At 66.7% G+C, this 21,013-nt stretch carries 16 protein-coding genes; 11 read left to right on the top strand and 5 right to left on the bottom strand.

What is annotated here, in order from left to right; genetic code table 11:
- Positions 1-40: 40 nt before the first annotated feature.
- From DBO85_RS02180 to DBO85_RS02165, 4 genes are all read right to left on the bottom strand, one after another.
- On the bottom strand, positions 41-1,219 hold the full coding sequence (locus DBO85_RS02180) for an acetyl-CoA C-acetyltransferase (RefSeq protein ID WP_108104838.1): 1,179 nt from the start codon (positions 1,217-1,219) through the stop codon (positions 41-43).
- Positions 1,220-1,357: 138 nt separating this feature from the next.
- Positions 1,358-3,130 carry an acyl-CoA dehydrogenase C-terminal domain-containing protein gene (locus tag DBO85_RS02175; protein WP_108104836.1) on the bottom strand — a complete coding sequence of 591 codons (1,773 nt, stop codon included), beginning with the start codon at positions 3,128-3,130 and terminating at the stop codon, positions 1,358-1,360.
- Between the two features lie 78 nt (positions 3,131-3,208).
- Positions 3,209-4,579: a solute carrier family 23 protein gene (locus tag DBO85_RS02170; protein ID WP_108104834.1), complete on the bottom strand. Its 1,371-nt coding sequence runs from the start codon at positions 4,577-4,579 to the stop codon at positions 3,209-3,211.
- An 87-nt stretch (positions 4,580-4,666) separates the two neighbouring features.
- On the bottom strand, positions 4,667-6,289 hold the full coding sequence (locus DBO85_RS02165; RefSeq protein ID WP_108104832.1) for an acyl-CoA synthetase: 1,623 nt from the start codon (positions 6,287-6,289) through the stop codon (positions 4,667-4,669).
- Positions 6,290-6,445: 156 nt separating this feature from the next.
- On the opposite strand from DBO85_RS02165, the gene DBO85_RS02160 reads away from it, so the two are divergent.
- Both DBO85_RS02160 and DBO85_RS02155 read left to right on the top strand, forming a co-directional pair.
- Positions 6,446-8,725, top strand: a complete 2,280-nt coding sequence (locus DBO85_RS02160) for a PAS domain-containing sensor histidine kinase (protein WP_108104830.1) — start codon at positions 6,446-6,448, stop codon at positions 8,723-8,725.
- Positions 8,722-9,357: a response regulator transcription factor gene (locus tag DBO85_RS02155; RefSeq protein WP_177429720.1), complete on the top strand. Its 636-nt coding sequence runs from the start codon at positions 8,722-8,724 to the stop codon at positions 9,355-9,357. The genes DBO85_RS02160 and DBO85_RS02155 overlap by 4 nt, the downstream gene beginning before the upstream one ends.
- A gap of 117 nt (positions 9,358-9,474) precedes the next feature.
- On the opposite strand, the gene queG is transcribed toward DBO85_RS02155, so the two are convergent.
- Positions 9,475-10,551, bottom strand: a complete 1,077-nt coding sequence (gene queG, locus DBO85_RS02150; protein WP_108104826.1) for a tRNA epoxyqueuosine(34) reductase QueG — start codon at positions 10,549-10,551, stop codon at positions 9,475-9,477.
- Positions 10,552-10,761: 210 nt separating this feature from the next.
- On the opposite strand from queG, the gene DBO85_RS02145 reads away from it, so the two are divergent.
- The 9 genes from DBO85_RS02145 (at position 10,762) to hflC (ending at position 21,009) form a co-directional block, all read left to right on the top strand.
- Positions 10,762-12,264: an NAD(P)H-hydrate dehydratase gene (locus tag DBO85_RS02145; RefSeq protein WP_108104824.1), complete on the top strand. Its 1,503-nt coding sequence runs from the start codon at positions 10,762-10,764 to the stop codon at positions 12,262-12,264.
- Positions 12,252-12,806 (top strand): tRNA (adenosine(37)-N6)-threonylcarbamoyltransferase complex ATPase subunit type 1 TsaE, encoded by a 555-nt coding sequence (gene tsaE / locus DBO85_RS02140; protein ID WP_108104822.1) that lies wholly within the window; start codon positions 12,252-12,254, stop codon positions 12,804-12,806. Before DBO85_RS02145 ends, tsaE begins: the two co-directional genes overlap by 13 nt.
- Positions 12,807-12,826: 20 nt before the next feature.
- Positions 12,827-14,233 (top strand): N-acetylmuramoyl-L-alanine amidase, encoded by a 1,407-nt coding sequence (locus DBO85_RS02135; protein WP_108104820.1) that lies wholly within the window; start codon positions 12,827-12,829, stop codon positions 14,231-14,233.
- Positions 14,230-16,107: a DNA mismatch repair endonuclease MutL gene (gene mutL, locus DBO85_RS02130; protein WP_108104818.1), complete on the top strand. Its 1,878-nt coding sequence runs from the start codon at positions 14,230-14,232 to the stop codon at positions 16,105-16,107. Before DBO85_RS02135 ends, mutL begins: the two co-directional genes overlap by 4 nt.
- 143 nt (positions 16,108-16,250) lie before the next feature.
- Positions 16,251-17,204, top strand: coding sequence for a tRNA (adenosine(37)-N6)-dimethylallyltransferase MiaA (miaA, locus tag DBO85_RS02125; RefSeq protein ID WP_108104815.1), 954 nt, complete (start codon positions 16,251-16,253; stop codon positions 17,202-17,204).
- Between the two features lie 96 nt (positions 17,205-17,300).
- On the top strand, positions 17,301-17,561 hold the full coding sequence (hfq, locus tag DBO85_RS02120; RefSeq protein WP_108104813.1) for an RNA chaperone Hfq: 261 nt from the start codon (positions 17,301-17,303) through the stop codon (positions 17,559-17,561).
- Between the two features lie 12 nt (positions 17,562-17,573).
- Positions 17,574-18,875 (top strand): ribosome rescue GTPase HflX, encoded by a 1,302-nt coding sequence (gene hflX, locus DBO85_RS02115; RefSeq protein ID WP_108104811.1) that lies wholly within the window; start codon positions 17,574-17,576, stop codon positions 18,873-18,875.
- A gap of 98 nt (positions 18,876-18,973) precedes the next feature.
- Positions 18,974-20,140 (top strand): FtsH protease activity modulator HflK, encoded by a 1,167-nt coding sequence (gene hflK, locus DBO85_RS02110; RefSeq protein ID WP_108104809.1) that lies wholly within the window; start codon positions 18,974-18,976, stop codon positions 20,138-20,140.
- On the top strand, positions 20,140-21,009 hold the full coding sequence (gene hflC / locus DBO85_RS02105; protein ID WP_108104807.1) for a protease modulator HflC: 870 nt from the start codon (positions 20,140-20,142) through the stop codon (positions 21,007-21,009). Before hflK ends, hflC begins: the two co-directional genes overlap by 1 nt.
- Positions 21,010-21,013: the final 4 nt, after the last annotated feature.

The following is a 21,013-nucleotide window of genomic DNA, read 5'->3' as shown; positions in this document are numbered from 1 at the left end:
AGGTTGGCGCCGAGCATCGCGAGGCCCAACAGATCGGGGGCTAGCGTTCGATGGCCAGGGCCACGCCCTGACCGCCGCCGATGCACAGGGTGGCCAGGCCCTTTCTGGCGTCGCGGCGGATCATCTCGTGCAGCAGGCTGACCAGAATGCGGCAGCCGGAGGCGCCGATCGGGTGGCCCAGGGCGATGGCGCCGCCGTTGACGTTGACCCGCTCGGCATCCCAGCCCAGCTCGTGGGCCACCGCCAGCGACTGGGCTGCGAAGGCCTCGTTGGCCTCGACCAGGTCGAGCTGGTCGAGCGTCCAGCCGGCGCGGGTCAGCGCCTGGCGTGTCGCCGGCACCGGGCCGATGCCCATGTAGGCCGGGTCGACGCCGCTGCTGGCGTAGCCGGCGATGCGCGCCAGCACCGGCAGGCCCAGCTCGGCGGCACGCGCCGCGCTCATCAGCAGCACCGCGGCGGCGCCGTCGTTGATGCTCGAGGCGTTGCCGGCGGTGACGCTGCCGTCGCTGCGGAACGCCGGCCGCAGCCTGGCCAGCGACTCGGCGCTGGTGGCCGCGCGCGGCTGTTCGTCCTGCTGGAACAGCACCGCCTCGCCATAGCGCTGGGCGATGCTCACCGGAACGATCTCGGCGGCGAAACGGCCGGCCTCGATGGCGGCGCAGGCGCGCTGCTGCGAGCGCAGGGCGAAGGCGTCCTGGGTCTCGCGGCAGATGCCGTAGCGCTGCGCCAGGTTCTCCGCGGTGATGCCCATGTGGTAGTCGTTGAAAGCATCCCACAGGCCGTCCTGGATCATGCTGTCGAGGGTGCGCGCATGGCCCATGCGCAGGCCGCTGCGGGCGTTGGGCAGCACGTAGGGCGACAGGCTCATGTTCTCCTGGCCGCCGGCGATCAGCGTCTGGGCATCGCCGCAGCGGATCGCCTGGGCGGCCATGATCACCGCCTTGAGCCCCGAGCCACAGACCTTGTTCAGCGTCAGCGCCGGCACCGCATGCGTCAGGCCGGCGCGGATCGCCGCCTGGCGTGCGGGGTTCTGTCCGCTGCCGGCGGTGAGCACCTGGCCGAGCAGCACTTCGTCGACCTGCGTGCCTTCCAGACCGCTGCGTTCGAGCAGGCGGCGGATGACGATGGCACCCAGCTCGGGCGCGGGTACGCTGGACAGCGAGCCCTGGAAGGCACCGATGGCGGTGCGGGCGGCGGCGACGATGACGACCTCGGACATGGCAGGTGAAACTCCCTCGGCAGAACCGGCGCGGCGCCGGTTGCAGGCAATAAAAAGGCGCGGCGCCGAAAGGGGAGTGGCACCGCGCACGCTCAAAAGGGTGAGCCCGTGGCAAGCACGGGCAGGGTTGTCAGGGGACTAGAACAGCTCCGCCGCCAGCTGCATCAGCGGTGCACTGCCGGCGCGGATGCTCGCTTCCAGTGCCAGGCTGCGCGGCAGCAGGCGGCGGAAGAAGAACTCGGCGGTGGCCAGCTTGGCCTGGCAGAAGTCCGGGTCCTCGGCATGGTGCTGGCGTGCGGCGCTGACCATGCGGGCCCACATGTAGGCGTAGGCGACATGGCCGAACAGCTGCAGGTACTCCACCGAGGCGGCGCCGACCGCGCAGGGGTCGGCCTTGGCCTGCTGCAGCAGCCAGCCGGTGAGCGCTTCCAGCCGCTCCAGCGCCTCGATGAGTTCGCTGGCATAGGGATGCTCGCGGCCATGGACGAAGGCGCGGATTTCCGCGGCGAACAGGCGCAGCGCCTCGCCGCCGCTGCCGAGCACCTTGCGTCCGAGCAGGTCGAGGGCCTGGATGCCGTTGGTGCCCTCGTAGATCTGCGCGATGCGCACATCGCGCACCAGTTGCTCCTGGCCCCACTCGCGGATGTAGCCGTGGCCGCCGAACACCTGCTGGCCGTGGACGCAGCTGTCCAGCCCGGTGTCGGTGAAGAAGGCCTTGGCCACCGGGGTGAGCAGCGCCACCAGGGTCTCGGCGCGGGCCTTCTCGGCGGCGTCCTCGGCGTACTTGGCCAGGTCCAGCTGCTGGCCGACGTAGCAGGCGAAGGCACGGCCGCCCTCGGTCATGGCCTTCATCGACAGCAGCATGCGGCGCACGTCGGGGTGCACGATGATCGGGTCGGCGACCTTGTCCTGCGCCTGCGGGCCGCCCGGCGCACGGCTCTGGATGCGCTCGCGGGCATAGGCCACGGCGTTCTGGTAGGACGCCTCGGCACAGCCGATGCCCTGGATGCCGATCGACAGGCGCTCGTAATTCATCATGGTGAACATCGCCGCCAGGCCCTTGTTGGCCTCGCCGATCAGCCAGCCGCGGGCGCCGTCGAAGTTCAGCACGCAGGTGGCCGAGCCCTTGATACCCATCTTGTGTTCGATCGAGCCGCAGTTCACCGCGTTGCGCGCACCCAGGCTGCCGTCGTCGTTGACCAGCACCTTGGGTACCAGGAACAGCGAGATGCCCTTGGGCCCGGCCGGTGCGTCGGGCAGTTTGGCCAGGACCATGTGGATGATGTTCTCGGTCAGGTCCTGCTCGCCGCCGGTGATGAAGATCTTGGTGCCGCTGATCAGGTAGCTGCCATCGGCCTGGGGCTCGGCGCGGGTACGGATGATCCCCAGGTCGGTGCCGGCGTGGGGCTCGGTCAGGCACATGGTGCCGGCCCAGCGCCCGGCGTAGATGTTGCCCAGGTAGGTGTCGCGCAGTGCCGGGGTGGCGTGGGCATCGAGCGCCAGGCAGGCGCCGGCGGACAGCGCCGAGTAGAGCGCAAAGCTCGAATTGGCCGCGTAGAGCATTTCCTCGAACTGCACCGCAAGCATCTTCGGCATGCCCATGCCGCCGTGTTCGGGGTTGCCGGCCAGGCCGACCCAGCCGCCCTCGGCATAGGTCTTCCAGGCGTCCTGAAATCCGCTCGGAGTAACGACCGCGCCGTCGCGCCACTGGGCGCCTTCCTCGTCGCCGCTGCGGTTGAGCGGGGCGATCAGCTCGCCGGTGACCTTGGCCGCTTCCTCGAGGATGGCGTCGGCGGTCTGCGCGTCGATGTGACCGGCCAGCGCTGGCAGGCGCGCCCACAGGCTCGGGCCGTCGAACACCTGGTGCAGGACGAAGCGCAGGTCGCGCAGGGGAGCGTTGTAACTGGGCATGGGTCACCTCGTGGCAGTGCGCCGCGCAGGGCGCGGCGGTTCGTCGATGAAAAGGGCCGCGCGGTGGCGGCCGAAGGGTCAGTCGGCGTCGGGTGCGCTGACCGGGTCTTTCGATGTGGCGAACTTCAGCAGATGGGTGCGCTCCACCAGTATGTACAGCGCAGCCCCGGCCGCCAGGCCCCAGCCGGCGCCGTAGACCGCCAGCACCACGCCCATGGTTCCGGCGATGCCGCGCTCGGTGTTGTTGGTCAGCTGCTCGAAGCCCACCATCAGGCAGATGTAGCCGGTGAGGATCAGCGTCAGCGACAGGGCGATGGGCAGCACCGGCTGGAAGAAACTGACCAGCGGCAGCATGAACAGCGCGATGAAACCGGTAATCCAGAAGGTGCCGGCGCCGCTGTAGATCGAGTCCATCGCCTTGCGGCCGTACTTGTAACGCTCGGCCATGGTTGCCGCGACGGCGGTCCAGAGCGGGCCGGCGAGGCCGGGATAGGGCGCGAAGAAGGCGTGCAGGGCGTTGCGGATGGCGGTGACCAGGTGGACGCGATCGACGTTGTCGTCGATCTTCTCGTCGGTGCGCAGCTCGTCGGCGCGCTGCATCAGCGACTGGCCGACGATGATGTCGCCGAAGGCGATCACATAGGCGATCACCGCGGTGGGTACCGCCAGCAGGAACACGTCCAGGCCGGGGAAGCCGACGTTGAACGGCAGGTAGTTCCACATCTCGCCGAAGGCCGGCGCGGTGATGCCCCATTTGATGTCGGGCATCTTGTACTCGCCTACGCCGATGCCGATGAAGATGGCGATCAGCATGCCCGGCACCATGCCGTAGTTGACGATCTTGCGCGCCAGCGGCAGGCGCTCGGTAAGGCCTTTGAAGGACACCGAGAACATCAGGTACAGGCAGATCAGGCTGCCCAGCGCCAGGGAGATCGGCGTGTTGGCCAGGCGGCCGCCGGCGCTGATCTCGCCCATCAGCGCGGCGATGCCGGCACCGATGATGATCCCGCCCTTCATCGAGTTGGGGAACAGCCGCACCAGGGTGCTGCCCAGGCGGGTGACGCCGAGGATGAGGAAGATCACGAAGACCAGGAACTGCAGGGCGAACAATGCCTGGATCGCCTGCGGGCCGGGCTCGAACTTGCCAAGGAACAGCAGCACCACCGGGATGCCCGGGGTGATCCAGCCGGGCACGAAGGGCACGCCGAGCAGCGCCGGCAGCATGAAGCCGATACCGCAGACCACCACGTAGGCCAGCGCCACGTCATAGGGCAGGCCGAGGTATTTCTCCAGCAGCGGGATCATCGCCAGGCTGACCACGAACATGATCAGGGCCTGGAGCATCTCCGCGGTTTCCCAGCGGTAGTGGACGAACGGCAGGCGCAGCTTGAACGGGCCGGCCTTCCAGTACGGCTGCTCGTCGCCGTCCTTTCGGTGAATCAGTTGCATGTGTGCCTCCATCGGTCAGGCAGGGCGTGACCGCATCTTGTTGTTGTTGAAAGCGCAGGGGCGGCCGCGCCGGGCGGCCTTCCGGGATCAGAGGGCGCGGGCCATGTCGCGCAGCACGTATTTCTGGATCTTGCCGGTGCTGGTCTTGGGCAGCTGGGTGAAGACCACGCTGCGCGGCACCTTGAAGCCGGCCAGGTGCTCGCGGCAGAAGGCGATGATGTCGCTCTCGCGCACATCGGCGTGGTCGGCCTTGAGGGTGATGAAGGCGCAGGGCGTCTCGCCCCACTTCTCGTCCGGTCGCGCCACCACCGCTGCCTCCAGCACGCCGTGGTGGCGATAGAGCACGCCTTCCAGCTCGATGGTGGAGATGTTCTCGCCGCCGGAGATGATGATGTCCTTGAGGCGGTCGCGGATCTCCACGTAGCCGTCGGGGTGGCACACCGCCAGGTCGCCGGTGTGGAACCAGCCGCCCTCGAAGGATTCGGCGGTGGCGGTCGGGTTCTTCAGGTAGCCCTTCATCACGGTGTTGCCGCGCATGAAGATCTCGCCGATGGTCTGGCCGTCGCGCGGTACCGGTTCCAGGGTCTTGGGGTCGCCGACCATGACGCCTTCCAGGGTCGGGTAGCGCACGCCCTGGCGCGCCTTGATCTGTGCGCGCTGATCCAGCGGCAGTTCATCCCACTCGGCGTGCCAGGCGCACAGGGTCACCGGGCCGTAGACCTCGGTCAGGCCGTAGACGTGGGTCACGCGGATGCCCATTTCCTCGACCGCGCCGATGACCTTGGCCGGCGGCGCGGCGCCGGCGACCATGGCGTTGACCGGATGATCGATGGCCGCCTTGGCCTCGGCCGGCATGTTGACCAGCGCATTGAGCACGATGGGCGCGCCGCACAGGTGGCTGACCTGCTCGTCGCGGATCAGGGTGAGGATGCGCGCCGGGTCCACCCGGCGCAGGAACACGTGCACGCCGGCCAGCGCGGTGATCGTCCAGGGGTAGCACCAGCCGTTGCAGTGGAACATCGGCAAGGTCCACAGGTAGACCGGATGGTTGCCCATGTTCCAGGTCATCTGGTTGCCCATGGCGTTGAGGAAAGCGCCGCGGTGGTGGTAGACCACGCCCTTGGGATTGCCGGTGGTGCCGGAGGTGTAGTTGAGGCTGATCGCCTGCCACTCGTCGTCCGGCCACTGCCAGGCGAATTCGGGATCGCCCTCGGCGAGGAAGGCTTCGTAGTCCAGGTCGCTGACTGCCTGGCCTTCGCCATATTCCGGATCGTCGACGTCGATCACCAGCGGCGGATGGTCGAGCATGCCGACGGCGGCGTGGATCACGTCGAAGAACTCGCGGTCGGTGATCAGCACCTTGGCTTCGCCGTGCTGCAGCATGAAGGCGATGGCCTCGGCGTCCAGGCGCACGTTGAGGGTGTTGAGCACCGCGCCGATCATCGGCACGCCGAAGTGCGCTTCGAGCATCTGCGGAATGTTCGGCAGCATCACCGCCACGGTGTCGCCCTTGCCGATGCCGCGCCCGGCCAGCGCCGAGGCCAGGCGCCGGCAACGGGTATAGGTCTGCGCCCAGGTGCGGCGGATCGAGCCGTGCACCACTGCCGGATAGTCCGGGTAGATGGCCGCGGTGCGCTCGATGAAGCTGAGCGGCGAGAGGGCGATGTGGTTGACGGCGGAGCGGGGCAGGCCCTGTTCGTAGATCGACATGCTTATACCTGTGGCGAATTGTTGGCTCTGGGTATTCAGGTATCTTCCGCGCGGAGCGGCCGATTTGCTGATGTGCTTTATAGGTTTATTTGGCTTTTGATGGTAGTTAAACCATAGTTGTATAGGTTAATTACTAGATCTGTATCGGGAGGGTTCATGGCGGGCGATCAGGCGTTGCAGCTGGAGGGCCTGCTGCATGCGGTGCGGGCGCAGCGACCGGCGGCCGAGGCTGCTGCCGCACTGTGCCGGGTGCTGCGCGCCTATCCGCAGGTGCATGGCGTCTGGTACCTGCACTGGCAGGCGGGCAGTGGCACCTATGCCCATCTCGGTCAGACGGCGCAATTGCCGCCGGGCCAGGGTGATCCGCTGCAGGCCAGTGACCTGCCGCTGCGCGCCTGGCTGGCCGAACAGCACTGCCTGACCCTGGCCGAGCTGCGTAATCTGGATTGCTGGCTGGCCGGGCGTCTGCGTCGGGCCGGCCTGGCCCACGGTCTGGCCCAGGCGCTGGAGCTGGCACCTGGCGAGCCGGGGCTGTTGCTGGTGCAGCTGGAGGACGATGCGGACGATGCCTGGCTGCGCGGCTGGCTGCTGCTGTTGCGCCAGACCCTGCCGCTGGCGCTGGGTCTGGCGCGCGCCGCGCCGCTGCTCGCCGACGATCCGCAACCGAGCCTGCTGCTCGACGATGCGGCGCGACCGCTGGAATTCAACGCCGCGCTGCAGCGCCTGCTGGACAGCGAAGGTGGCGTGGTCGAGACACTGCTGCCGGTCAATCACGCGCCGCTGGTGCGTGCCTGCCTGGCCCAGGGCCGCGCCATCGAGCAGGTCGAGGCCCAGGTGGGCGAGCGCAGCCTGATCTGGTGCTTCATTCCCGATACCACCGAAGGCCGGGTGCTGGCGCGCTGCCGCGAGGCCACCGAGGAAATCCGCACCGGTCGCGAGGCGGCCCAGGCCCGCCGGCTGTACCGGCTGATCACCGAGAACACCACCGACCTGATCTCCCGTCACACCCCCGACGGGCGCTACCTGGACGCCTCGCCGGCGAGCTGGACGCTACTTGGCATCTGGCCTGAGGCCCTGCGCGGGCAGCCGGTGGGCGAGCTGATCCATCCGCAGGACGCGCCGCTGCTGCAGCAGGCGCAGGCTGCTCTGGAGCAGGACGGCTACCACACCATGACCTTCCGCATCCGTCATCGTGATGGCCACTACCTGTGGTTCGAGACTGCCAGCCGGGCGATCCGCGAGACTTACACCGGGGCGGTGGTGGAGGTGGTCAGCGTGTCGCGCGACATCACCGCGCGGGTGCGCGCCGAGGAAAATCGTCGGCGCCTGGCCGAGGTGGTTGAAGCCAATACCGATCTGGTGCTGTTCGTCGAGCCCGGCGGCCAGTTGAGCTATCTGAATCCGGCGGCGCGGCGCGCCCTGGCGCTGCAGGATGGGGTCGCTGCACCGCGCCTGGAACAGTTGCTCGGCGCCGATGATCTGCAGCGGCTGCAACGCGATGGCTGGGCCAGCGCCGAGCGCGTCGGCGTCTGGTCCTGCGAGGCACGCCTGCTGCCTTGCGACGGATCGGCGAGCCTGCCGGTGTCGCTGGTGCTGCTGGCGCACAGCTCGGCAGGCGGCGAGCACTACCATTCGCTGGTGGCGCGCGACATGACCGAACGCGAGCTGCGCGAGGCGCAGCAGCGCCGCCACCAGGACGAGCTGGCGCACACCGCGCGGCTGGTCACGCTCGGCGAGCTGGCCTCGGGCATCGCCCACGAGATCAACCAGCCGCTGGCGGCCGTGGTCAACTATGCCGGCGCCAGCCAGCGCTACCTGCAGGCGCTGGGCAGCAACCCGCAGGCGGCCGAGCGCATCGCCCAGGGTCTGGAGCGCATTACCGCCCACGCCAACCACGCCGCCGAGGTGATCAAGCGGCTACGCGGCTTTTTGCGCAAGGGCCAGCGGCGCATGCAGGCGCTGCAGGCGGATGCCGTGGCGCGCGAGGCCGTGCGCCTATGCCAGTGGGAGGCGGGCACCCGTCAGGTGCGTATCATCGAGGACTTCGCGTCGCAGCTGCCGTCGGTGTATGCCGACCGGGTGCTGCTTGAACAGGTGTTGCTCAATCTGTTGCGCAACGCCATGGATGCCAACGGCGAGGCCCATCCGGGGCAGCCTTCGAGTATCGAATTGAGCGCGCTGCAGCAGGACGATGTCCTGTGCATTCGCGTGCGTGACCAGGGGCCGGGCGTCGCCGCCGAAGCCCTGCAGCACATCTTCACCCCTTTCTACACCAGCAAGGCCGAGGGGCTTGGCCTGGGCCTGTCGATGAGCCGCAGCATCATCGAAGGCTTCGGCGGCGCGCTCGAGGCCTTTGCGGCCGAAGGCGGTGGCCTGTGTCTGGAATGCCGGCTGCCGGTCGGGCGCCAGGAATCAGCGGAGGAAACAGACGAATGACGATTCAGCAACAGCGGGTCTACGTGGTCGATGATGACCAGGGCATGCTCGATTCCACCGTCTGGCTGCTCGAATCGGTGGGCCTGAAGGCGCTGCCGTTCACCAGCGGACGGGCTTTTCTCGATGCCTGCGAGCCGGCGGCAGCGGCCTGTGTGCTGCTCGATGTGCGTATGCCCGGCATGGGGGGGCTCAACGTGCAGGAAGAGATGCGCCAGCGTGGCCTCGATCTGCCGGTGATCTTCGTCAGCGGGCATGCCGACGTGCCCATCGTGGTGCGGGCGTTTCGCGCCGGCGCGGTGGACTTCATCGAGAAGCCGTACAACGAGCAACTGCTGCTCGACAGCGTGCAGCAGGCGCTCAGCCGCCAGGTCCAGCGGGCGCCAACCGGCGCCGGACTGGCCGAGGTGCAGGCACGCCTGGACGGCCTGACCCCGCGCGAGCGCGATGTGCTGCTGCCACTGGTGCGCGGCTACAGCAACCGCGAGATTGCCGAGCAACTGGGCATCAGCGTGAAGACCGTCGACCTCTACCGTGGCCGGGTGATGAAGCGCATGCAGGCACAGAGCCTGCCCGAACTGGTCGGCATGGTCATCGCCGCCGGCCTGGTCGATCCGCTGCGGCTGCGCGGGTGAATCCAACGCCCAGCGGTGGATTACGCCGCGCGCGGCTAATCCACCCTACATCAGCGACCGGCGTCCCGTAGGGCGCAATAAGCGCAGCGCATTGCGCCATGAGGCTCGGTTGGTCGCTCAGACCGGCGCCCCGCGCCGACGATGCTCCTCCAGTGCCCAGGCGACATGCTCGCGCACCAGCTCGGACGGATCATCCTGGCGTGCCTTCAGCGCTTCCAGCACCGGCAACGTCGAGGGCGCATTGCCCAGGCCCACGGCCAGGTTGCGCAGCCAGCGCTGGTAGCCGGCACGGCGCAGCGGTGAGCCTTCGGTGCGGCTGAGAAACTCTTCCTCGCTCCAGCGGAACAGCTGTGCCAGCTCGGCATTGTCCAGGCTGTGCCGCGGCTGGAAGTCCCCCTGCTCGGTCGGCCGGGCGAAGCGGTTCCAGGGGCAGACGATCTGGCAGTCGTCGCAGCCGAACACGCGGTTGCCGATCAGGCTGCGCAGCTCGCTGGGAATGGCGCCCTTGAGCTCGATGGTCAGGTAGGAGATGCAGCGCCGTGCATCCAGCAGCCGCTCGCCGACGAAGGCAGCGGTCGGGCAGATGTCCAGGCAGGCCGTGCAGCGACCGCAATGGTCGCTGTCCTGCGGCGCATCCACTGGCAGCGGAATGTCGACGAACAGCTCGCCGAGGAAGAACCAGCTGCCGGCCTGGCGATTGAGCAGCAGGGTGTTCTTGCCGATCCAGCCCAGCCCGGCCTGTTCGGCCAGGGCCTTTTCCAGCACGGGTGCGCTGTCGACGAAGGCGCGGTAGCCAAACGGGCCGACTTCCTGCTGGATGCGCTCGGCCAGCTGTTGCAGGCGCTTGCGGACCAGCTTGTGGTAGTCGCGGCCCAGCGCGTAACGCGACACGTAGGCCTTCTCCGGCTCGGCCAGGCGCTGCGCCATGCGCGTGTCGCCCGGCAGGTAGTCCATGCGCAGCGAAATTACCCGCAACGTGCCGGGCACCAGTTCGTCGGGGTGCGAACGCTTGCTGCCGTGGGCGGCCATGTAGTCCATCTCGCCCTGGTAGCCGGCCTCCAGCCAGCGCTGCAGGTGCGCTTCGTGCTCGCCCAGCTCGACGCCAGCGATGCCCACCTGCTGAAAACCCAGCGCCTGGCCCCAGCTGCGGATGCTGCTGGCGAGCTGGTCGAGGTCGAGTGTGGGTGCGGTCATGCGGGTGCGCCGGCTGCGGAATGCCGGCAATTCTGCCAGAGCTGCCGGCAACAGGCCCGCGCCGCTGCTCGTCGGTCGATGCAGCAGGCTCGATTTCTACGCGCCCCGGCCCGATACTGCGCGGCATTGCCAGGCAACGTAGCGACGAGCGCCTGGTCCAAGCGCCAGACCGCCGCCGTCAAGCGGCATCGACTCGACAGGCCCATCGATATGCTCCAGCCCCGGGATGAGCTTCCTTCCGTGTTGTACAGCGCCGCGCAGGTCCGTGACCTCGATGCGCGCCTGATTGCCGCCGGCACGGCTGGTTTCGAGCTGATGCAGCGCGCCGCCCAGGCCGCGTGGCGGGCGCTGCGCCGCCGCTGGCCGCAGAGCACGCGCGTGGATGTGCTGGCCGGCAGCGGCAACAACGCCGGCGATGGCTATCTGCTGGCGGCGCTGGCGCAGAAGGCCGGCTGGACGGTGCGGGTGCTGGCCGTTGGCGATCCGCAGCGTCTGGCTGGCGATGCGCGTCTGGCCTTCGAGGCGGCGCAGGCGGCGGGGGTTGCCGTCCTGCCGTGGGCCGCCCGGACTTCGCTGCAGGGCGTGCTGGTGGATGCGCTGCTCGGCACCGGGCTCAGTGGCGAGGTACACAGTCCCTATCGTGAAGCGATCGAAGCGATCAATGCCAGCCGGCTGCCGGTCCTGGCGCTGGATGTCCCGTCCGGGCTCTGTGCCGACAGTGGGCGGGTGCTCGGCTGCGCGGTGCGCGCCGAGCTGACGGTGACCTTCATCGGCCTCAAGCTCGGGCTGTTCAGCGGCGATGGTCCGACCCTGGTCGGCGATCTCGTGTTCGACGACCTGCGTGCCGATCCGGCGATTCTCGCCGGTGTTCCCGTGAAGGCGCGACGGTTGACGGCGGCCGGTCTGCAAGCGTTACCACCGCGGCAGCGTGATGCGCACAAGGGCGACTTCGGTCGGCTGCTGGTGATCGGTGGCGACAGCGGGACCGGTGGCGCCGCGCTGCTGGCGGCGCAGAGCGCGCTGCGCTGCGGTGCCGGGCTGGTCAGTGCGGCGACCCGCGAGGTGCATGTGGGCGCCTTTCTGGCGCGTTGCCCGGAGCTGATGGTGCGCGGCCTGGCCTCGGCCAATCAGGTGCTGCCGCTGGTCGAGGCGGCCGACGTGCTGGTGGTCGGGCCGGGGCTCGGGCAGAGCGCCTGGGGCCGCAGCCTGCTCAGTGTCGCCGCCAGCCGCAGTGATAAGCGTCAAGTCTGGGATGCCGATGCGCTCAATCTGCTGGCTGCCGGCGTGGTCCAGGCCCCAGCAGGGCTGGTGCTGACGCCGCATCCGGGCGAGGCCGCGCGTCTGCTCGGATGTAGCGGCGCCCAGGTCCAGGCTGACCGGCCTCAGGCGGCGCTCAGCCTGGCGCAGAAGTTCGCCGCCTGTGTCGTGCTCAAGGGCGCCGGCAGCCTGATCGCTACGCCGGAGGGCGAGCTGGCGCTCTGTGATCACGGTCATCCGGCGATGGCCGGCGCCGGACTGGGCGACGTGCTGGCGGGTATCATCGGCGCCCTGCTGGCCCAGGGCATGAGTGCGCAGGCGGCCGCACACCTGGCGGTCTGGTTGCATGCGCGTGCCGGCGAGCGGCTGGGTAGCCAGGGGCGCGGCATTGCGGCCAGCGATCTGATTGCACCTGTTCGAGAATTGCTTGAGGAACATTCGCCATGCCTGGACTGACTCCGCCCGGACCGGCGGACCCCGAGTCGGCTGTACCTGCACCGGCCGTACCTAAACTGGCCGTACCTAAACCGGTCGTACCCGAACTGACCCTGCAGGCTGCCGATGAGGCGGCGATGCTCGAGCTGGGCGCGCGCATCGCCCGCGCATGCGCCGGGCGTGGCGTGATCTATCTGCATGGCGATCTGGGTGCCGGCAAGACCACGCTGTCACGCGGCATCCTGCGCGGACTCGGCCATGCAGGCGCGGTGAAAAGCCCGACCTTTACCCTGGTCGAGCCCTACGAGGGCGAGGGCTTGCGCGCGTATCACTTCGACCTGTATCGCCTGGTCGACCCGGAAGAGCTGGAGTTCATGGGCATCCGCGACTACTTCGACGGCGACAGTCTGTGCCTGGTGGAGTGGCCGGAACGTGGCGCGGGCGTTTTGCCAAAGGCCGACCTGGACATTACCATTGCCCCCCATGCGGGCGGACGCGTCCTGAGCTTGCGACCGCACAGCCCGGCCGCAGAGGCCTGGTGTGCTCTACTGGCCCGCACATGAATAACAAGACGAGGGTGAGTATGCGCTTGCGCGCGCTGTTGATCGGGCTGTTCGTACTCTTCGGCGCATCGGCTCAGGCCTTTGCCACCTCCGAAGTCCGCAGCGTGCGCCTGTGGCGCGCGCCGGACAATACCCGGCTGGTCTTCGACCTGAGTGGCCCGGTGCAGCACAACGTCTTCACCCTCAGCGCGCCGGACCGCATCGTCATCGATGTCTCCGGCGGCCGTCTGGCAACCAGCTTCGACCAGCTTTCATTGAGCAATACCCCTATTACCAGCGTGCGCTCGGCGCAGCGCTCGGCCAACGAGCTGCGGGTGGTGATCGATCTGTCGCGGGCGGTCTCGCCGAAAAGCTTCAGCCTGGCGCCCAATCAGCAGTACGGCCACCGTCTGGTGCTCGACCTGTTCGATCAGGGCGCGGATGCAGCCCCCGGCCCCAGCGTGGCTGCGCCCACTCCGCCGCGGCCGGTCACCCCGAGTCAGCCGCCGTCCAAACTGCCGGTTCTGCCCAGCGACAAGCGCGACATCATCATTGCCATCGACGCCGGCCACGGCGGCGAGGACCCCGGTGCCATCGGCCCCAAGGGCGTGCGCGAGAAGAACGTGGTGCTGCAGATCTCCCGGGAGTTGCAGCGCCAGATCAACGCCGAGAAGGGCTTTCGCGCCGAGCTGGTGCGTACCGGTGACTACTTCATTCCATTGCGCCGGCGCACCGAGATTGCCCGCAAGCAGGGCGCCGATCTGTTCGTTTCCATTCACGCTGACGCCGCGCCGCGGGCAGCAGCCTTCGGTGCCTCGGTGTTCGCCCTTTCCGACGGCGGCGCCACCTCGGAGACGGCGCGCTGGCTGGCCGACAGCGAGAACCGCTCCGACCTGATCGGCGGCGCCGGCAACGTCACCCTCGATGACAAGGACCGCATGCTCGCCGGCGTGCTGCTCGATCTGTCGATGACCGCCACGCTGTCGTCGAGCCTCAACGTCGGGCAGAAGGTGCTCGGCAACATGGGGCGCATCACGCCGCTGCACAAGCGCCGGGTCGAACAGGCCGGATTCATGGTGTTGAAATCACCTGACATCCCGTCGATCCTGGTCGAGACCGGCTTCATCTCCAATCCCAACGAAGCCAGCAAGCTGCAGACCAAGGCGCATCAACAAGCCCTGGCGCGAGCGGTGCAGAGTGGGGTCAAGCAGTTCTTCGAGCAGAACCCACCGCCCGGAACCTACATCGCCTGGATGCGCGACTCGGGCAAGATCGCCCAGGGTCCGCGCGAGCATCGGGTCACCTCTGGCGAGAGCCTGGCGCTGATCGCCCAGCGCTATCAGGTCAGCCTTGCAGTGCTGCGCTCCGCGAATAACCTGCGTTCGGATGTGATCAAGGTCGGCCAGATCCTCATCGTTCCTGCCACGACGCTGGCGGCACAGCCATGAGCGAAGCCTCGCGCATCCAGCTGCTGAGCCCGCGCCTGGCCAACCAGATTGCCGCCGGCGAGGTGGTCGAGCGGCCTGCCTCGGTGATCAAGGAATTGCTGGAGAACAGTCTGGATTCGGGCGCGCGGCGGATCGACGTCGAAATCGAGCAGGGCGGTATCAAGCTGCTCAAGGTGCGCGACGACGGCAGCGGCATTGCCGCCGACGACCTGCCGCTGGCTCTGGCGCGGCATGCCACCAGCAAGATCCGTGATCTGGAGGATCTGGAGCAGGTCCGCAGTCTGGGCTTTCGCGGTGAGGCGCTGGCCTCGATCAGCTCGGTGGCGCGGCTCACCCTGACCTCGCGCACGGCCGATGCGCCGCAGGCCTGGCAGGTCGAGACCGAAGGTCGCGACATGGCCGCGCGCGTGCAGCCGGCGGCGCACCCGGTCGGTACCTCGGTCGAGGTGCGCGACCTGTTCTTCAATACCCCGGCGCGACGCAAGTTTCTCAAGGCCGAGAAGACCGAGTTCGATCACCTGCAGGAGGTGATCAAGAAGCTGGCGCTGGCGCATTTCAATGTCGCCTTTCATCTGCGCCACAACGGCAAGACCGTGCTCGCGCTGCACGAGGCGGCGGACGAGCTGAGTCGTGCGCGGCGCGTGGCCAGCGTCTGTGGCACGGCCTTTCTCGAGCAGGCATTGCCGATCGAGGTCGAGCGCGGCGGCATGCGCCTATGGGGCTGGGTCGGTCTGCCGACCTATTCGCGCAGCCAGGCCGATCTGCAGTACTTCTACGTCAATGGCCGCATGGTGCGCGACAAGCTGGTGGCCCATGCGGTACGCCAGGCCTATCGCGACGTGCTGTTCAACGGGCGTCACCCGACCTTCGTGCTGTTCCTGGAGATCGATCCAGGCACGGTGGACGTCAACGTGCACCCGACCAAACACGAAGTGCGCTTCCGCGATGGCCGCATGGTCCACGATTTTCTCTACGGTACCCTGCACCGGGCGCTGGGCGAGGTTCGTCCCGAGGACCACCTGGCTACCCCGGCGTCGCTCACGCCGGCCGTGCGGGCGAGCGGCGTCGAGGGTGGTGAGTTCGGCCCGCAGGGCGAAATGAGTCTGGCGGGTAATCTGTTGCAGTCGCCGTCCACGGACAACCTATGGCGTGCCCCAGGCAGCGGTTATCAGGCGACACCGGCTGCGCGTGGCGTGCCTATCGCCGAACAACAGGGCGCCTGGCGCGAGTATTTCTCACCGTTGCCGGAGGCGGGCGCAGCGCCAGCGCTGCCCGAGAGCCATGCGGACATTCCGCCGCTGGGCTACGCGCTGGCACAGCTCAAGGGTGTCTACATCCTCGCCGAGAATGCCCAGGGCCTGGTGCTGGTGGACATGCATGCGGCGCACGAGCGCATCACCTACGAGCGTCTCAAGCAGGCGATGGCCAGCGAGGGGCTCAGTGGCCAGCCGCTGCTGGTGCCGGAATCGATGGCGCTGAGTCAGCGCGAAGCCGATTGCGCCGAAGAGCACGCCGACTGGTTCCGCCGCCTGGGTATCGAGCTGCAGCGCCTCGGTCCGGAAACCCTGGCGATCCGCCAGACCCCGGTACTGCTCAAGCAGGCGCGGGCGGCCGATCTGGTACGCGATGTGCTGGCGGATCTTCTCGAGTACGGCAGCAGCGACCGGATCCAGGCACACCTCAACGAGCTACTGGCGACCATGGCCTGTCACGGTGCGGTGCGTGCCAATCGGCGGCTGACCCTGCCCGAGATGAACGCGCTGCTACGCGATATGGAACACACCGAGCGCAGCGGTCAGTGCAACCATGGTCGACCGACCTGGACCCAGTTGGGCATGGACGATCTGGACAAGCTGTTCCTGCGCGGACGGTGAAGTCGCGCGCACAACTGCGGTGCTTGTTCATGCTGCGCCAAAAGTCTGGTCGGAATGCGCATCTACAGCGGGTAAACTGCGCTCCCGACTGATTCATGCCTTGCCTGAGCCGCTTGCGACGCTCTGAGAACGATTTAAGCGTTATGACCAAGCCCCTGCCTCCCGCCATTTTCCTGATGGGTCCGACCGCCTCGGGCAAGACCGATCTGGCGCTTGAGCTGGCGCGCCTGCTGCCTTGTGAGCTGGTCAGTGTGGATTCGGCGCTGGTCTATCGCGGCATGGACATCGGCACCGCCAAGCCGGAACCCGGGGTGCTGGCCGAGTTTCCGCATCGCTTGATCGATATCCGCGAGCCGGAGCAGAGCTACTCGGCGGCGGAGTTTCGCAGCGATGCGCTGGCGGCGATGGCCGAGATCACTGCCTGTGGACGCATCCCACTGCTGGTTGGCGGCACCATGCTGTACTTTCGCGCGCTGCTCGATGGGCTCGCCGAGATGCCCGCCGCCGACCCGGCGCTGCGCACCGAACTGGAAGCATGGGCGGCTGCCGAGGGGCTCGAGGCGCTGCATCGGGAATTGGCGCGGGTGGATGCCGAGTCGGCTGCGCGTATTCATCCCAATGACCCGCAGCGCCTGGTTCGTGCGCTCGAGGTCTATCGCGCCAGCGGCCTGTCGATGAGCGAGCATCGTCGTCGCCAGGCTGCCGCGGGTGCGTCCGCACTACCCTACACCCTGGTGCAGCTGGCCATTGCGCCGGCGCAGCGGCAGCAGTTGCACGAGCGTATCGCTAGGCGATTCCGGATCATGCTGGAACAGGGGTTCGTCGAAGAGGTCGAAGCCTTGCGACTGCGTCCCGGCCTGCAGCCGGATATGCCGTCGATGCGCTCGGTGGGCTATCGCCAGGTCTGGGAATACCTTGATGGGGTGGTGCCGCGAGAGGAAATGATTGCAAAGGGTGTCGCCGCCACGCGACAGCTGGCCAAGCGCCAATTTACCTGGCTGCGCGGCTGGGACGAGCTGCATTGGCTCGACAGTCTGGCGAGTGACAATCTGCCACGCGCCTTGAAATACCTGGCGGCGGTCTCCATATTGGCCTGAGAATATGGCCGGTGACCGTCTATCCTAGGGGCGGTGGCCTTTTTTTGGCTTCATTTGAAAAAACTATAACTATTGATCCTCCAAGGAGTGCGGCACATGTCGAAAGGGCATTCGCTACAAGACCCTTACCTCAATACCCTGCGTAAGGAACGCGTCCCGGTATCCATCTATCTGGTCAACGGCATCAAGCTGCAGGGCCAGATCGAGTCCTTTGACCAGTTCGTTATTCTGCTGAAGAACACTGTCAGCCAGATGGTCTACAAGCACGCGATCTCCACCGTGGTTCCGAGCCGTCCGGTTCGTCTGCCGAGTGCATCGGAAGACGGTCAGGCTGACGCTGAACCCGGCAACGCCTGACGGGAGTCCGCATTGTTCTTCGAGCGTCATGGGGGTGGGGAGAGAGCCGTACTGGTTCATCTCGAAGGTCAGGACCCGCAGGTGCGCGAAGATGCGCAGGAGTTCCGCGAGCTGGCGCTTTCCGCCGGCGCGGAAATCGTCTGCATGGTCTGCGTGCCGCGGCATCGGCCAACCGCCAAGTTTCTGGTTGGCACCGGCAAGGTCGATGAACTGCGGGACCTGGTCGAGGCCGAGCAGATAGACCTGGTGATCTTCAATCACACGCTCACTCCCAGCCAGGAGCGCAATCTCGAGGCGGCGCTGTCCTGTCGGGTACTGGACCGCACCGGTCTGATTCTGGACATCTTTGCCCAGCGGGCGCGCACCCATGAGGGCAAGCTGCAGGTCGAACTGGCCCAGCTCGAGCACATGAGTACACGTCTGGTGCGAGGCTGGACCCACCTTGAGCGACAGAAGGGGGGTATCGGTCTGCGTGGTCCGGGTGAGACGCAGCTGGAAACCGACCGGCGTCTGCTGCGTGTGCGGCTGCGCCAGATCAAGGCACGCCTGGACAAGGTTCGCAGCCAGCGTGAGCAGGCTCGCCGTGGTCGACGGCGCGCCGATATTCCCTCGGTGTCGTTGGTGGGCTACACCAATGCCGGCAAATCGACGCTGTTCAATGCACTGACCCAGTCGGAGGTCTATGCCGCGGACCAGCTCTTCGCGACCCTTGACCCGACCTTGCGCCGGCTTGAGCTGGCGGATCTGGGGCCGATCGTGCTGGCGGATACCGTGGGTTTCATTCGCCACCTGCCGCACAAGCTGGTCGAGGCATTTCGCGCAACGCTCGAGGAGTCGAGCAACTCGGAGCTGCTGCTGCACGTGATCGACTCCCACGAGCCCGAGCGGGATCAGCAGGTCGAGCAGGTGCTAGCGGTGCTGGCGGAGATCGGCGCCAACGAGCTACCGATTCTAGAGGTCTACAACAAGATTGATCTGCTCGACGGGGTCGAGCCACAGATCCAGCGGCGTGGTGACGGTCGTCCGGAGAGGGTCTGGCTTTCGGCGCAGGCAGGTCGAGGGCTGGAGCTTCTGCATCAGGCGATTGCCGAGCTGTTGGGTGATGATCTGTTCGTCGGCACCCTGTGTCTGCCCCAGTCGCTTGCTCGCTTGCGTGCGCAGTTCTTCGAGGCTGGCGCGGTGCAGAGCGAAGATCATGACGGGGCGGGCGACAGTCTGCTGGCAATTCGCCTGCCGCGAGTGGAGCTGAATCGCCTGGTAACGCGAGAAGGCTGGCAGCCTGCGGAGTTTCTGGCGCAACATACTTTGCAATAAAGCCCAGGCAGGCGATTTTGCCGCCGTAGTCGGGCATTCTGTAGCATTGGTCGGCGCGCCTCTGGCGCGTCTTTGCTTTATTCGTGATGGAGAGCGCTATGGCTTGGAATGAGCCGGGTGGCAACTCGAACAATCAGGATCCCTGGGGTGGTCGCCGCGGTGGCGGCGATCAGAAGGGGCCGCCTGATCTCGACGAAGCCTTCCGCAAGTTGCAGGACAGCCTGAATGGTCTGTTCGGCGGCAAGAAACGGGGTGGAGGCGATAGCAGTAGCGGCGGCAAGGGCGGTGGCTATGGTCTGTTCGCGATCATTCTCGGTCTGCTGTTCGCCGTCTGGCTGTACAACGCGGTCTACATCGTTGACGCCCAGGAACAGGCGGTAATTCTGCGCTTCGGTGAGTACCACAGCACTGTCGGCGATGGCCTCAACCTGTATTTCCCGCCGATCGATCGCAAGTACCAGGAAAACGTCACTGCCGAGCGTACCTACTCGACCACCAGCCAGATGCTCACCGAAGACGAGAACATCGTCGAAGTGCCGCTGACCGTGCAGTACAAGATCAGCAACCTCAAGGACTACGTGCTCAACGTCGACCAGCCCGAGGTCAGTCTCAAGCATGCGACCGACAGCGCCCTGCGCCACGTGGCGGGTTCCACCACCATGGATCAAGTGATCACCCAGGGTCGCGAGCAGATGTCTGAAGAGGTCCGCGAGCGACTGCAAAGCTTCCTGGATACCTATGGCACGGGGATATCCGTGACTCAGGTGAACATCCAGCGGGCTACTGCGCCGGCGGAAGTCAAGGACGCTTTCGACGACGTTATCCGTGCTCGCGAGGACGAGCAGCGCGAGAAGAATCAGGCGGAAACCTATGCCAATGGCGTAGTTCCGGAGGCGCGTGGCCAGGCCCAGCGACTGCTGGAAGATGCCAACGGTTATCGCGAGGAAGTCATCTCCCGTGCTCGCGGCGAGGCGGATCGCTTCAGCAAGCTGGTCGCCGAATATCGGCGCGCCCCGGAAGTGACCCGCGAGCGCCTCTACCTGGAAACCATGCAGGAAGTTCTGTCGAGCACCAGCAAGGTGCTGGTGACCGGAAAGGATGGGCAGAGCAATCTTCTGTATCTGCCGCTCGACAAGATGATCGAGAACCGTTCGGGCTCATCGAGCAACTCGTCCGGTATCACTGCCCCAGCGGCTTCAGATAGTGCCAGTCGCAGCAATTCCGGCGCCGATATCCGTGATCCGCGGACCAGGGAGACTCGCTGATGAACAATAAATCCCTGTCCCTGCTAGTCGTTGCAGTGGTTCTGGCGCTGATCGGCTGGAACAGCTTCTACATCATTTCTCAAACCGAAAAGGCGGTCTTGCTGCAATTCGGTCGAGTCGTGGAAGCAGATGTGCAGCCCGGGCTGCACGTGAAGATTCCGCTGGTGAACACCGTGCGCAAGTTCGATGCGCGCCTGCTGACCCTGGATTCGCCGACGCAGCGTTTCCTGACGCTGGAGAAGAAAGCGGTGATGGTGGATGCATACGCCAAGTGGCGTGTCGCGGACGCCGAGCTGTTTTACACCGCCACCTCTGGGCAGAAGCAGATCGCCGACGACCGCCTGACTCAGCGTCTGGTGGCTGGGCTGTCCAACCAGTTCGGCAAACGGACGCTGCATGAGGTGGTTTCCGGTGAGCGCGATGCCCTGATGGCTGCCATTACCTCTTCACTCAACGGCATGGCGCAGAAAGAGCTGGGTATCGAAGTGCTGGATGTTCGGGTCAAGTCGATCGATCTGCCTAAAGAGGTCTATCGCAGCGTCTTCGATCGCATGGCATCCGAGCGTGAGCGCGAGGCGCGTGAGCATCGGGCCAAGGGCCGAGAGCTGGCGGAGGGTATTCGTGCGGACGCCGATCGTCAGCGCCGCGTGCTGCTGGCAGAGGCTTATCGCGAGGCGGAAGAAATTCGCGGTGATGGCGATGCGCAAGCGGCAGCGATCTATGCCGAGGCCTACGATGCCGATCGCGAGTTCTACGCGTTCCACCGCAGCCTGCAGGCCTATCGTGCCAGCTTCGACAGCAAGGGCGACGTATTGGTCCTTGACCCGTCCAGCGACTTTTTCCGCTACATGGAAAAGTCCGCGCGCTGAGGGT

It is taken from the genome of Pseudomonas mangrovi, assembly GCF_003052585.1.
In the GTDB taxonomy this organism is placed as follows: Bacteria; Pseudomonadota; Gammaproteobacteria; order Pseudomonadales; family Pseudomonadaceae; genus Aquipseudomonas; species Aquipseudomonas mangrovi.
The sequence above is the reverse complement of the archived record's forward strand: the minus strand, read 5'-3'. Positions and strand labels throughout refer to the sequence as shown.

Coding starts and splice junctions, on each gene's coding strand:
- hflK (WP_108104809.1), top strand. CDS start 18,974: ATGGCTTGGAATGAGCCGGGTGGCAACTCGAACAATCAGGATCCCTGG.
- DBO85_RS02165 (WP_108104832.1), bottom strand. CDS start 6,289: ATGTCGATCTACGAACAGGGCCTGCCCCGCTCCGCCGTCAACCACATC.
- tsaE (WP_108104822.1), top strand. CDS start 12,252: ATGCCTGGACTGACTCCGCCCGGACCGGCGGACCCCGAGTCGGCTGTA.
- DBO85_RS02160 (WP_108104830.1), top strand. CDS start 6,446: ATGGCGGGCGATCAGGCGTTGCAGCTGGAGGGCCTGCTGCATGCGGTG.
- DBO85_RS02155 (WP_177429720.1), top strand. CDS start 8,722: ATGACGATTCAGCAACAGCGGGTCTACGTGGTCGATGATGACCAGGGC.
- hfq (WP_108104813.1), top strand. CDS start 17,301: ATGTCGAAAGGGCATTCGCTACAAGACCCTTACCTCAATACCCTGCGT.
- mutL (WP_108104818.1), top strand. CDS start 14,230: ATGAGCGAAGCCTCGCGCATCCAGCTGCTGAGCCCGCGCCTGGCCAAC.
- miaA (WP_108104815.1), top strand. CDS start 16,251: ATGACCAAGCCCCTGCCTCCCGCCATTTTCCTGATGGGTCCGACCGCC.
- DBO85_RS02135 (WP_108104820.1), top strand. CDS start 12,827: ATGCGCTTGCGCGCGCTGTTGATCGGGCTGTTCGTACTCTTCGGCGCA.
- queG (WP_108104826.1), bottom strand. CDS start 10,551: ATGACCGCACCCACACTCGACCTCGACCAGCTCGCCAGCAGCATCCGC.
- DBO85_RS02180 (WP_108104838.1), bottom strand. CDS start 1,219: ATGTCCGAGGTCGTCATCGTCGCCGCCGCCCGCACCGCCATCGGTGCC.
- DBO85_RS02170 (WP_108104834.1), bottom strand. CDS start 4,579: ATGCAACTGATTCACCGAAAGGACGGCGACGAGCAGCCGTACTGGAAG.
- hflC (WP_108104807.1), top strand. CDS start 20,140: ATGAACAATAAATCCCTGTCCCTGCTAGTCGTTGCAGTGGTTCTGGCG.
- DBO85_RS02175 (WP_108104836.1), bottom strand. CDS start 3,130: ATGCCCAGTTACAACGCTCCCCTGCGCGACCTGCGCTTCGTCCTGCAC.
- DBO85_RS02145 (WP_108104824.1), top strand. CDS start 10,762: ATGCTCCAGCCCCGGGATGAGCTTCCTTCCGTGTTGTACAGCGCCGCG.